This is a genomic window from Dyella sp. A6 (assembly GCF_036320485.1).
Taxonomy (GTDB): domain Bacteria; phylum Pseudomonadota; class Gammaproteobacteria; order Xanthomonadales; family Rhodanobacteraceae; genus Rhodanobacter_A; species Rhodanobacter_A aluminiiresistens.
In genome coordinates this window covers 614657-626952 of record NZ_CP132911.1, presented here as the reverse complement: position 1 = coordinate 626952, position 12296 = coordinate 614657, and the positions used below count along the sequence as shown (strand labels likewise).

Here is a 12296-nt window from a genome sequence, read left to right as displayed (position 1 = left end):
CTTCATCCATGACTTTTTCCTGGCGCATGCTGACCGGTATCCTGGCCGGCACGGTCGCCGTGGCGGCATGGGGCGTCCCGCCCAGCGTCGCCGCGGCGGCGACACCGGACGTGACCCTGCAACTGCACGAGCAACGCCCCTGGTACCTGCCGGCCAGTCTGGAACGCATCGCCATCGCCGATCCTTCGGTCGTCGACGTGGTCCGCATCCGCGACAGCCGGCATGCCCTGCTGGTCGGCAAGCATGCCGGCGAAACCACCCTGCTGCTGTGGGAACGCGGCGATGCTTCACCGCAACGCCTGCGTATCCGCGTGAACGGCGCACTGCAGGACCAGCTGCAGCAAGGCAGCGGCACCCACCTTGCCGTGCAGGGCCATCAGGCCGTGTTGAGCGGCAGCACCCCTACGATGCTTGCGCACGAACGCGCGCTGCAGGCGGCCACCACGGCTGCCGGCGCGAAAGGAACCGTCACCGATACCTCCACCGTCGCCAGCGGCGGAGTGGTGCAGGTGGACGTGAAGGTGGTGGAGTTCGACAAGACGGCGCTGGATGAATTCGGACTGGGCTTCAGCAACAAAACCCTGCACAACGGTTTCAGCTTCACCAGCCCGGGCTCCAGCAGCAGTTCCACCGGCAGTATTTCCTCGGCGTTCGGCCTCGTGCTGAGCCACATCAATGGCGCCCACAGCTGGGCCGCCGATCTGAACCTTCTCAGGGGACAAGGCATGGCGCGCGTGCTGGCCGAGCCTACCCTGGTGGCGTTGTCCGGCCAGAGCGCCAGCTTTCTGGCCGGTGGCGAATTGCCGATACCCGAGCCGCAGGGCCTGGGCACCACCACCATCACCTACAAGAAGTTCGGCATCGGCCTGACCGTGACACCCACCGTGCTGGGCCCGAACCGGATCGCGCTGAAGGTGGCGCCCGAGGCAAGCGACCTCGATTACACCAATGCCGTGCAACTGGACGGTGTTGCCGTACCCGCCATCACCACGCGCCGCGCGGACACCACGGTCGAGCTGGGTGATGGCGAGACCTTCGTGATCGGCGGCCTGGTCAGTCAGAACATTACTTCCGAAGTCGACAAGATCCCCCTGCTTGGCGACATCCCGATCATCGGCGCGTTCTTCCGCGACTTGAAATACAGCCGCCAGGACAAGGAGCTGGTGATCATGGTGACACCGCACCTGGTGCACCCCATCGCACGCGGCACCAAGCTGCCGCTGCCGGGCGAGCACGAGACAGCGGGCGATCCATCGGTATGGGGGCAGTGGCTGCTTACACCCGCCGGCCCGGACCAGATGCCCGGATTCTCCCGCTAGACACGAGCGACGTCATGCATGCGATAGCGTCCATTTTTCCCCTTGCCAGACAGCGCGCCGACGTGAAGGTACTGTTCTACTCGCCGGATGAAGCGCGCGCGGAGCGGCTGGCGGCACGCCTGCACAAGCTGGCCAACGTGCAGTGGGAGGACAGCCGGCTGTTCTCGCCTGAGCGTTGGGAGCGCCAGGAACACGGGCAGCATCTGATCCTGCTGGATTACAGCCCCGGTCATGCCCAGGCATCGACCGCGCTGGCCAGCCGACTCACCGCACTGGCGCCCGGGCTTCCGCTGTTCGGCGTCGGCGCCACCACCGCCGACAATGCCGCCGGTGTGCTCGCGGCCCTGCGCGCCGGCGTGCTGGACTTCCTGGACATGGATGCCAGCGACGAGGACATCCGTACCCTGCTCGAACATGCGCTGGAACTGCCGACCAACGCACGTGCGCAGGGTACCCAGGCAACCCGCCGTCGCGGGCAGCTGATCCTGCTGCTGGGCGTTCGTCCCGGCGTAGGTACCAGCACCCTGGCCGCGCACCTGGGCGTACAGGCCATGCCACCGCGCAACCCGACGGACAAATCCGGCAACAGCCCGGCAGACCCGGCTATGGAGGAACCGGCCGCACGGGCCCTGCTGCTGGACCTTGGCCAGCCGGCGGGTGACACCGAGCTGTATCTCGGCGTGGTCGGCGAATTCCATTTCAGCGATGCGCTGCGCAATGCCAGCCGCATCGATGCCACCCTGCTGCGGACGGCGCTGTCGAGGCATTCCAGCCGCCTGGCGGTGCTTTCGCAGGGTACCGGCAAGCCGCTGCCAGCCGCGGATGCGGCCGAGGCCGGCGTACTTGTCGATCGCCTGCTCGACCACATGGACCTGATGCTGTGCGATCTGGGCGGCCTGTCCGCGGAACAGATTCCGCATGCCCTGCTGCAGACGGCTGACGAGATCTGGCTGGTTGCCGAACAGAGCATCGGCGCGATGGTCTCGCTGGACGCGCGCCTGCGCGAACTGGAGCGTGCGGGCGTGCGCGACCATCGCCTGTCGCTGATCGTCAACCGCTACGACAGCGAGTGCGCGGTCACCGCCGAACAGATCGCGAAACGCTTCGACCTGACCCTGCTGGCCACGCTGCCCAGCCGCATGCGCGCACTGCGCGGCGCCGCCAGTCAGGGCCTGTTGCTGCACCAGCTCGCGCCGCGCGATCCGTATATACGCGCCCTGGCGCCCTTGCTCGCCCGACTGCGTATCAGCACGCCGCGCGCATCGGCCAAGTCGCGCTGGAAGAAATTGATTCCGCTTGGGGGAGCTACCCGATGGAAAGCCAAATGAACCCGCCGAATACCCGCCTGTCCGCCGCCATGCGTCGTGACGAGGACGCGCTGAACGGTGCGGCGCACAGCGTACCTTTCGAACAGACCCAGCACTTTCAGGATGTGCTGTCCGCCGCGCACGAATTCCTGCTCAACCGCATCGAGGACCAGCGGCTGGACATCGGCTCGTGGTCGCACGACACCGTGGTCAAGTACGTCAACACGGAGACCACGGGCTTCGTGCAGGAGTGGCGCATTCCGGTCAACGAGACCGAAATGCGCAAGGTCGCCGATGCCTTGGTGAAGGAGCTGACCGGCTTCGGTCCGCTCGATGACCTGCTGATGGACCCGGAGGTCGAGGACATCCTGATCAACGGCTTCGACGACGTGTACGTGTCGCGCGGCGGCGTGCTGGACCGCGAACCGGGCGTGCGCTTCAGCGACAACCGACACCTGCTGCGCATCGTGCGCCGCATCCTTGCACCGCTCGGTCGCCGACTCGACGAGTCGAACCCGATGGTCGATGCACGCCTGCCCAACGGCGGCCGTCTCAATGCGATCATCGAACCACTGTCGGTCACCGGCCCCAGCATCTCCATCCGCAAGTTCCGCAAGGACCCGTTCACGCCGGACGAGCTGCTCAGACGCGGCACCTTCGACAAGGCCATCCATACCCTGCTGCAGGCCGCCGTGCTGGGCCGCTGCAACATCATGATTTCGGGCGGCACCAGCTCGGGCAAAACCTCGCTGCTCAATGCTCTGGCCTCGTTCATCCCGAAAAACGAGCGCGTGATCACCATCGAGGACACCGCCGAGCTGTCGCTCAACCATCCGCACGTGGTCCGGCTGGAAAGCCGCCTCGGCAGTTTCGACGGCGACGGCGCGGTGAACATCCGCGAGCTGGTGCGCAACAGCCTGCGCATGCGCCCCGACCGCATCATCGTCGGCGAGGTGCGCGGCGCCGAGGTACTGGAAATGATGCAGGCGATGAACACCGGCCACGACGGCTCGATGTCCACCATCCATGCGAACTCGCCGCGCGATGCGCTCTACCGCCTGGAGATGCTTTCCGGCTTCGCCGGCTTCCAGGGCAGCGAGAACAGTCTGCGCCGGCAGATCGCCAGCGCGATCGACTTCATCGTCCAGATCGCACGGCTCAGCAATGGTCGCCGCGTGATCTCGTCCATCGCCGAGGTCACTGGCGTGGGCGACAACATCATCACCACCCAGGAAATGTATCGGCACGAGACCTTCGTGGACATGGAAGGCACCGAGCACGACCGCTGGCCCGGCCTGGGCTTCCACCCGCATACGCACAAGCTGGAGCCGTTCCGCCAGTTCCTGCGCGAAGGCGGCGGAACGTTGCCATGACCCAGGTGCTGGCGCTGCTGAGTCTGGTACTGCTCGCGCTCGCCGCGGCCATCGAGCTGTGGTGGCTCGGTACGGCGCGACAGCAGCAGCAGCGCAGCCTGGCGCATATCGAGCAGCGCCTGGCCGGCACGCCCACCGTTGCCGCCGCACCGGCAAAAGCGGTCGCCCGACGCCGCCGGAGCGATAGCCTGCCGACCGACAACCTCTGCCTGCGCGCCGGCCTACCGACCGGAGTGCGTCTGCCCGCCATTGCACTGGCGCTGGGCCTAATGCTGGCGCTGTTCGGCTGGTGGCGCGTCAGCAGCGCATGGGCCGTGCCGTTGATGCTGGGGCTTTACGCGGCGGTGGTCTGGTTATGGCTACGTACCCGCATCGAACGGCTGCAGAAACAGCTGCTGCGCCAGCTGCCCGACTTTCTCGACGGCATGGTCCGGCTTGCCGGGATCGGCAACAGCCTGCCGATGGCCTTCCAGGTAACCGCATCGTCGGTACAGATGCCGCTGCGAGCAGTGCTCGACCGGGCGATGCTGTCGGTACGCGCCGGCAACGATCTCGACCAGGCGCTGCAGCTGGCCTCCCGGCCGTACCGGCTGCAGTCGCTCGAACTGCTGCACGTGGTGCTGGGTACCGGCATGCGCATGGGCGGTCGCGCCGACCAGATCCTGCAGCGCATGAGCGATTTCATGCGCGACCTCGATCAGGCGCAGCAGGAACTGCGTGCCATCACATCCGAAACCCGCATGTCCGCCTGGGTCCTGGGCCTGCTGCCAGTGGCCGTGGCCACCTTCATGACGCTGATGCACCCGACTTTCTTCACGCCGATGTTCCACCATCCACTGGGGCAGAAGATCCTGCTGATCGCGCTGGTGCTGGAACTGCTCGGCGGCTTCCTGCTGTATCGCCTGGCCAAGTCGCTATGATCGAGACGGCACTCCTTGTCCTCGCATTGATCGCCCTGGCCTGCGGCGCCCTGCTGTTCGCGCTGGCGATGATGCAGCGCTATCGCAGTGGGCATCAGCAGACGCAGGTGATCGAACGGGCGTTGCAGCACAAGCCGCTGGCCGAAGAAGCCAAGCCCGATCCGCGCAGCCCTTGGCAACGCATGCTGGATGCGGTGCAGGCGATCGGCCGCCGCTTCGAGGGTCATGGCCTGGGCAAGGCCCTGCTGGCACCAGAAGACCGCCTGCTGCTCGACCAAGCCAATCGCAACACCGCGGCCGGCCGGGCCACCTATCTCGGTTTTCGCCTGGTACTGGCTTTGCTGCTGCCGCTGACGATCGGCGTCTGGCTGCATCCGGCCGGCGTCCGCGGGCTGTGCGAGTTGCTCGCCGCGCTGGCGCTGGGCGTCCTGCTTCCGAAGTTTGCGCTGCACGCTTGGGCCGACCGTCTGCGCCGACAGGCACGCGATGAGCTGCCTCTACTGATCGATCTTCTGCGCCTGCTGCAGGGAGTCGGCTTCAGCATGGACCAGAGTCTGCAGACCATCGCCGAACGCTTTCCGAGCGTGCTCCCGGTGCTCGGGCGCGAACTGCGCGACGCCAATACGTCCTACATGCACGGTCGACCGCGCGCACAGTCGCTGCGCCGGCTGGCCGAATCGTTCGACAACGACGACATGCGCAGCCTGGTGCAGATGATCGTGCAGGTGCACGAGCACGGCGGCGCGGTGCAGGAGCCGCTGCGCCAGTTCGCCGACCGTCTGCGCGAACAGCGCAAGATGAGCATGAAGGAAAAGACCGGCAAGCTGTCGGTGAAGATGACCGTGGTGATGATGCTGACCCTGCTGCCCGCGCTGATGCTGGTACTGGCCGGACCGGCAGTGGTGGCGTTGATCGGCACGATGTCGCGCATGGGGGGACACTGAAATGGACAGGCGCCACGCTGACGGGCCACGCCGCGGTGGACACCGTGCGGATCCACCCCGATCCATCCGGCTGGCCGCATCTGCCGGCATGGCCATGGCCACGATGCTGCTCGCCAGCTGCGGCATTCGCAGCGGCTATCCCAACCACGTGCCGACGGCCAGCCTGGTGGAACCGGGCAGTTCGCCGCACGACAACCAGGACGTCTACCTGCAGCTGATCCGCAAGATGCAGCAGCAGGGAGCCTATTACGCTTCGCTGGCCCACATCGATGCGTACCGGCTCCGCTACGGCAGCCCACCCGAGCTTCGCCGCCTGCGTGCCGACGCCCTGCGCGAGACCGGCCAGGACAACGCCGCCGCGGCGGTTTATCGCGGCCTGCTGCACAGCGACCAGGCCGCCGCCGCCTGGCATGGCCTAGGCCTGATCGCCGCACGCGCAGGCGAACACGCGCAGGCCGAGCAGGACCTGCAGAAAGCGGTGTATCTCGACCCCATCGACGCCGCCTACCTCAGCGACCTCGGCTACGCGCGGCTGTGTGCCGGACATGTCACCGCCGCGCACGAGCCGCTGGCCAAGGCTGCGCAGTTGGAACCATCGGACATGCAGGCGATGGCCAACCTGGCGCTGTGGGCACTGCTGGACGGCGACCCTCAACAGGCCGACGCCATCATGCAGGGCGCCAAGCTGCCGCAAGCTTCCCGCGATGCGATCCGTCGCCTGGCGACACGTCTGCGCATCACATCGTCGAGCACCAATGCATCCTCGACGGCAACCGTCACCCCGGTTAGCCATTCGCCCCGGCAGATACCGGTAGCCACCGGGATATCCGGCATTCCGGGCGGCGTGCTCGACCGCTTCGGCCCGACTTCATCGACGCAAGGGACCAACCCATGAATATACCCATGCCCCTCATGCGCCAGGTCATGGCGTTCGTCGCGCTGGGGCTGCTGCCATGCACGGCCGTACTTGCCCAGCAGCAGCCGATTACCGGACAGATGGTGGATGGCGCGCATGCGGTGGCCGCGCCGCCGGCCACCACGCCCGACGCCGTGGCCGTGCCAATGCAGGCCATGCCAGCGCAAGTCCCGGTCCCCAGTGCAGCCCCCGCCGCCGACATGGCCGTCGCCCCCACCTCCGAACCCGCCCAGGAAACCGACCCCGATGCCATCGGATACGTCACGCGCAGGCTCCTGCGCATGCAGGTCAGCGGCACCCACGCCGGCCCGGCCCTGCCGATGCTGGGCGATGAGGCCAGCGCCGCCTATCGCCGCTACATGCAGAGCTTCAGCCATCCGATCCCCGAGTTCTTCGAAACCACCGTCAGCAAGGGCGGCAACGGTGTCAGGTAGCGCATGAAGGCACGGGCCCGCCATCACGCAGCCGACCCGCGCCGCCAGCGCGGCGCCATCGCGATCGCGATGATGCTGATGCTGCTCGGACTGATCAGCATCCTCGGCATCGCAGAGGTCGGCTATCTGTACTGGGCCCACAACGATGTCCAGAAAGTGGCAGACATGGCCGCGCTGTCCGGCGCCCAGCAACTGACCGGCACCAGCTGTGCGGCAGGCTCCACACCTTATGTAGCGGCATCCGGCAATGCCGTCGAGAACGGCGGCACCACGGCAAACGGCTACACCAGCATCGACATCAGCTGCGGCGGGCAACCCGCCAACGGTTCCAGCGTGCTGCTGCCTGCTTCGGCCAGCAGCGTCGCAGCGATCAAGGTGGTCGCGCATCGACAGCTACCGGCGCTGTGGGGCCTGGCCTGGAAATCCACCTTCCCGGTCAACGCGGACGCCGTCGCCGTCAACGGCGATCCGATCGCGGCCTTTTCGGTCGGTTCGCGACTGCTGGGTATCGACTCGAGCAGCCCGCTCAACCAGTTGCTCAACACCACCCTGGGCACTTCGCTCGGGCTGCAGTTGCTCAGCTACAACGGCATCGCCAACACCGACATCTCGCTGCTCGACCTGGTCAAACAGATGAATATCGACGCCGGCACCGTCGACAGCGTGCTGCAGGCTCCCATTACCGTCGGCAACTTCCTTGATGCCTATGCACAGGTGCTTTCGAAGAACCCCGCCGCGGCGGGCATCGACCTCACTTTTGTCGACCAGCAGATCGCCCTGATCAAAGCCCAGCTCGGCGATGTGCCGATCACGCTCGGCGACGTCCTCGACGTCAACGCAAACACCACCGACCCGAATGCCGCGCTGAACACCAACGTCAATGCGCTGGACATACTCAGCTCCGTGATCATGGCCGGCGACAGCAAGAACGCCGTAGCCCTGCCTGCAACGACCGTGGGAATACCCGGTATCGCAAGCGTCAGCCTGACGCTGAGCATCATTGAACCGCCGCAGATTGGTGTCGGCGGAGTGGGTACCACCGCGCACACGGCGCAAGTCCGTCTGGGTCTGGATGTCAGTGCCGTGACAACGTCGCTGGCCAGCAACGAATCGCTGCTAAGCATTCCGCTGTACCTCGAAGTGGCACCAAGCGACGCGACCATCACCTCGATCCAGTGCGAAATGCCGACCGGCACCGGCGGGCTGCAGGACAACGTGACGATCCAGGCAATACCCGGCGTGCTCAAATCGTTCCTCGGCAGCTTGACGCCGACTGCATTCGACAATACGACCGAATCGTGGGCCAGCCTGATCAACAGCGGCAGCCCTGCTCCATTGGTCAATGTAAGTCTGGCTGGACTGCCCGTGGCCGCGATCGAGGGCATGGCCAATGTCACGCTCGCCACCACACCAACCGCGTCGCACACCTTCAATGTCGACACGTCCACATCGGTTTCACTTCAGTCGGGAATGACCTGGATTGACGGCACGCCTTCGGCCATTCTGGGGACGGCGATCACCAGCCTGCTCGCCTCTCCGAACCTGCAACTCAGCGTCAACCCGCTTGGTGTCGATCTCGGATCGCTGCTTGACGGTGTAACCGCACTTCTCCAGCCGGTACTGACACCGCTCTTCGACACGCTCGACCAGGCGCTGATCGGGCCACTGCTCCAGACCGTCGGCATCCAGATCGGCACGGCCGACGTGAACCTGATGTCCGTGAACTGCAACCCCGGCACCCGGCTGGTCTATTGAAATGTCATGCTTTTCGTCCCCATGCCACTTGACCGGAAGCCGGCTGCCCTTATCCTTCGTCAGGATACGCCGGAGCTGCGGGCAGCTTCGCCGCGACAGTGCCATCAGGACCGAATGCCACTCAGGGGGATACAGGGGATGAATCGAACGACTCGCCACGCAGGCTCGCAACGCCACGTCATCACAGCACTGGCCATGGCACTGGCATGTGCCACGCTTTCTGCCTGCGCCTCTACGCCGGTGAGCCATGTCGCGCCCCCTCCCGCACCAGCCAGCCACGACGGGCAGGCACCGTCCTCCCCGGTTCCCGCGGTCGGCTCCAGCGAAGCACCGGCCAGCGCCACCATCGCCCGCCTGCAGCAACTGATCGATACGCACCAGCTCACCGAGCTGCGCACCACCTACAACGCCACCTACGGCGCCAGCCTGCTATTCCAGACCAGCAAGCTCAGCTATTACGTGGCCCTGTTTCACGGCAAGCAGTTCTGGCGCGTGATCCAGACCGATTCCTACGAGAATGCGGAAAGCATCTACCGCAACTTCGTGGCGCAGACCCGGAAACTTGCCCAGGTCGACATCGACACCACCCGGCTACAGGCCGGCAATGCCTATGCCGAACACCTGATCGCCCTGAACCAGCAGCACCTGCAGAATCTGCAGCAGGATGCCAGCTACCAGCAGCAGCAGGCTCGCCAAGTAGCCACTGCGCAGCAGCAGGCCAAGCAGCAGGCGGTGACGCTCAGTGCCGACCTGCACAGCACCAGCGACCAGCTCGATGCCATGAAGCAGCGCATCCGCGCACTTGAAAAGCAGCAGGCGGACCCGTCGCTGATCCTGCCCTCCATCACACCCAATACCGCACCCGCGGCTACGGCAAACAACGCACCGGCAGCCGGCACGCCTTCGTCCTGAGTGGCCTGCAATGCGTGAACCCAGGCGCGCCCGCACCGGGCGCGTTTTTGCTGGAGTGCCCGGTGTCGTCGCTTGCGCGCCGGGTTCGCCCTAGATGTCGAAGCGGTAATCCAGCTTCACCAGCAGCTGCTCGTCATCGCGCAACGAGAAACTCTGTTGGAACAGACGGCCTACACCGCGGTCCTGGACGTAATCGTCCATCACATAGCCACCGCGCGCGTACACCACATAGAGGTAGGACAGCGGCGCCAGCTTGTAGCGATAGCGAAGCTGCAGGCCCATGTTGCGCACACCGAGATCGCCCACCGGGTCGGTGCTGACCATCGCACGACCATTCCCGTTGACCCGGTAGGCACCGCGAAGGCGCGCATCCAGGCCCAGCCCTTCCAGTTTCATGCGCAGTTCCTGGCGGTTGCCGATGCTCCAGTCAAAACCGGCAAGCAGTTCCACCGTGTGCTCGTCGAAACGACCGATCAGGTTGTCGTGCTGCCATACCAGCCAGTCGGGTTGATGCTCGTAATACGGCCCGGCGTAGAGGTTGAAAGTATCGGTCAGGTAATACGTGGGAATGAACTTCACTTCGTAACCGATGCTGCGGTTGCCGCCCAGCCCGCCGCTCAGCACATCCGCAGTGAGGTTGTAGGAAAGCAGACCATGTCGCGGCGAATCATGCTGATAGCTCAGATCAAACGTGGCCGGTAGATACAAGGCGCCGTGACCACGGGTCAGCAGGTCGTCCCAGGCCGCGCTGTTGATGTTCAGCTGCACGTCTTCGCTAGCACCGTTGCGCAGGCTGCTGTCGCGCTCGATCCGAAGTTGGCGGCGCAGATCAAGCCCTTCGGTGTCGTTCATGCCATCGACGCGTACGCGCCAGTCGTGCGAGGTGTAGATGGAGTCGGACGACAGGTCGGTGATGCGCTTGCGTACCTCCCAGTGCGCATAGTCGAAATCGTTGCGTTCCAGATAACCGAAGTCGTTGACCTGCAGCTCGGGATTGAAGTGCATGGCCGCCCACTCCTCGCGCCAGCCATGACCGTGATCGGCGTCGATCAATAACGTGGCGCCGCTACCATGCGTGCTGACACCGCTCTGCGCGATGTCGCTGCCGACCACGTTGGCGGCCACGGTCAGGCCGGGCGTCGGATGCCAATGGTCGTCGATGCCGATCACGCGTGCCTCGCGGTCGAGCCATGGGTGGTCGACATCGGTCAGCATCAGGCCCAGGTTCTGGCTACCGAATGCATGGACCAGCCGCACTGCGCTGAAGCGGCGTCCATCCGTACCGGCCTCGTCGGCGGCCAGCAGGCCGTAGCTGGTATTGCCCACGCTACCGTTGAGCTTCACCGCGCCGTCGATGTTGCTCACGCCCTGACCGTCATCGGCTGGCCCGCCCACCCGTCGGGTGTAGACCAGTTGGCTGTTGTCGTCGAGCAGGCTGAAATCGAAGATGCCCTGGTTCTCGGTGAAAAACGGCCGCTTGTCGCTGTAGTAGGTTTCGGTGGCACCGAAATTCACGACCAGGTCGTCGCTTTCCACCTCGCCGAAATCCGGATTCAAGGTCGCGGTGAGCTGGAACTGCCCGTTCGGCTTCCAGAAAATATCCGCGCCACGTTTGAACTGGCTGGTTCCATGCACGTTGTCGTAGACGGCCGAGACGTAAGGGGTGATCGCCAACAGCGACTGGCTGTAGTCCGGCACCTGGATCTTGCGGAAATCCGACAGGAAACGTGCGCGCTGATAGCTCGCCACCGGCCATGCCATTCGTTCACCCGTGGCGGCGACCACGCGGTCCAGGTAGAGGCCGATGATGCGCTTGCCGTCATGGCCACGACGCATCGGTGCGATGTACCAGGGAATCAGCATCTCCACTGTCCAGCCCTGTGCGTCCTCGCTGCTGGCCGATTTCCAGTTGCCGTCCCAGTCCTTGTCGAAGTGCGACTCGTTGGTGACCACCGCGTCGTACACGCCGCCGGTGGAGCTGACCGTGAAGTTGTAGCCGACACGACCGTCGCCGTCGAAATCCACGATCAGGTTCACGCGATCGACCTGGTCGTCGAAATCACGCTGCACATGCTGGGTGCTGCGCGGCACGCCCGGCGGCTGGATGCAGCGGAACGCCACGGCCAGTCCCTTGGGCGTGGCCAGTACCCAGGCCTCGGTAGGCAGCGATCCCGGCTTGCCGGTCAGCGGCTGGGTATCGCGGAAATCAGTGATATGCAGCGCGCCCTTCCACTCGCCTGGCTCGATATGTCCGTCGATGGTGACCGCATGCGCGGCGCCCGCAAACAGGACAGCAACGATGAAAAGCAGCAAGCCAGCAAGACGCATCTTCGACAAAGTCCACAACACCAGGACTCCGTCGGGCGGTGTCTGGATGGAGAGCAGGTGCCGCCTTGGGCAAGGCGACGTTCACCTC

Annotated in this window: 10 protein-coding genes; 9 read left to right on the top strand and 1 reads right to left on the bottom strand. The window is 65.2% G+C overall.

All coding sequences use genetic code 11. The annotated features are described in order from the left end of the window. Positions 1–8 precede the first annotated feature (8 nt). The 9 genes from RA164_RS02565 (at position 9) to RA164_RS02525 (ending at position 9880) form a co-directional block, all read left to right on the top strand. Positions 9–1319 (top strand): type II and III secretion system protein family protein, encoded by a 1311-nt coding sequence (locus RA164_RS02565; protein WP_412731059.1) that lies wholly within the window; start codon positions 9–11, stop codon positions 1317–1319. Between the two features lie 14 nt (positions 1320–1333). Next, positions 1334–2647: a P-loop NTPase family protein gene (locus tag RA164_RS02560; protein ID WP_329742412.1), complete on the top strand. Its 1314-nt coding sequence runs from the start codon at positions 1334–1336 to the stop codon at positions 2645–2647. Between the two features lie 29 nt (positions 2648–2676). After that, on the top strand, positions 2677–3999 hold the full coding sequence (locus tag RA164_RS02555; protein ID WP_329743464.1) for a CpaF family protein: 1323 nt from the start codon (positions 2677–2679) through the stop codon (positions 3997–3999). Then, a complete protein-coding gene (locus RA164_RS02550) occupies positions 3996–4919 on the top strand; it encodes a type II secretion system F family protein (protein ID WP_329742411.1) in 924 nt (307 codons plus the stop codon). The genes RA164_RS02555 and RA164_RS02550 overlap by 4 nt, the downstream gene beginning before the upstream one ends. Continuing rightward, positions 4916–5863: a type II secretion system F family protein gene (locus RA164_RS02545; RefSeq protein WP_329742410.1), complete on the top strand. Its 948-nt coding sequence runs from the start codon at positions 4916–4918 to the stop codon at positions 5861–5863. Before RA164_RS02550 ends, RA164_RS02545 begins: the two co-directional genes overlap by 4 nt. Before the next feature lie 88 nt (positions 5864–5951). Further along, positions 5952–6758, top strand: a complete 807-nt coding sequence (locus RA164_RS02540; protein WP_329742409.1) for a tetratricopeptide repeat protein — start codon at positions 5952–5954, stop codon at positions 6756–6758. Positions 6759–6766: 8 nt separating this feature from the next. Beyond that, positions 6767–7213: a DUF3613 domain-containing protein gene (locus RA164_RS02535; protein ID WP_329742408.1), complete on the top strand. Its 447-nt coding sequence runs from the start codon at positions 6767–6769 to the stop codon at positions 7211–7213. Between the two features lie 3 nt (positions 7214–7216). Further along, positions 7217–8968: a hypothetical protein gene (locus RA164_RS02530; protein ID WP_329742407.1), complete on the top strand. Its 1752-nt coding sequence runs from the start codon at positions 7217–7219 to the stop codon at positions 8966–8968. 138 nt (positions 8969–9106) lie between these two features. Further along, positions 9107–9880, top strand: coding sequence for a DUF2968 domain-containing protein (locus RA164_RS02525; protein WP_329742406.1), 774 nt, complete (start codon positions 9107–9109; stop codon positions 9878–9880). Between the two features lie 90 nt (positions 9881–9970). Here RA164_RS02525 and RA164_RS02520 read toward each other — a convergent pair whose 3' ends face one another. Continuing rightward, the gene (locus tag RA164_RS02520) at positions 9971–12208 is read right to left on the bottom strand and encodes a DUF5916 domain-containing protein (protein WP_329742405.1); all 2238 of its coding nucleotides are present in this window, start codon (positions 12206–12208) and stop codon (positions 9971–9973) included. Positions 12209–12296: the final 88 nt, after the last annotated feature.

Excerpts from the sequence above, each read along its gene's own strand:
- RA164_RS02565 (WP_412731059.1), top strand. The coding sequence starts at position 9 with ATGACTTTTTCCTGGCGCATGCTGACCGGTATCCTGGCCGGCACGGTC.
- RA164_RS02560 (WP_329742412.1), top strand. The coding sequence starts at position 1,334 with ATGCATGCGATAGCGTCCATTTTTCCCCTTGCCAGACAGCGCGCCGAC.
- RA164_RS02555 (WP_329743464.1), top strand. The coding sequence starts at position 2,677 with ATGCGTCGTGACGAGGACGCGCTGAACGGTGCGGCGCACAGCGTACCT.
- RA164_RS02550 (WP_329742411.1), top strand. The coding sequence starts at position 3,996 with ATGACCCAGGTGCTGGCGCTGCTGAGTCTGGTACTGCTCGCGCTCGCC.
- RA164_RS02545 (WP_329742410.1), top strand. The coding sequence starts at position 4,916 with ATGATCGAGACGGCACTCCTTGTCCTCGCATTGATCGCCCTGGCCTGC.
- RA164_RS02540 (WP_329742409.1), top strand. The coding sequence starts at position 5,952 with ATGGCCATGGCCACGATGCTGCTCGCCAGCTGCGGCATTCGCAGCGGC.
- RA164_RS02535 (WP_329742408.1), top strand. The coding sequence starts at position 6,767 with ATGCCCCTCATGCGCCAGGTCATGGCGTTCGTCGCGCTGGGGCTGCTG.
- RA164_RS02530 (WP_329742407.1), top strand. The coding sequence starts at position 7,217 with ATGAAGGCACGGGCCCGCCATCACGCAGCCGACCCGCGCCGCCAGCGC.
- RA164_RS02525 (WP_329742406.1), top strand. The coding sequence starts at position 9,107 with ATGAATCGAACGACTCGCCACGCAGGCTCGCAACGCCACGTCATCACA.
- RA164_RS02520 (WP_329742405.1), bottom strand. The coding sequence starts at position 12,208 with ATGCGTCTTGCTGGCTTGCTGCTTTTCATCGTTGCTGTCCTGTTTGCG.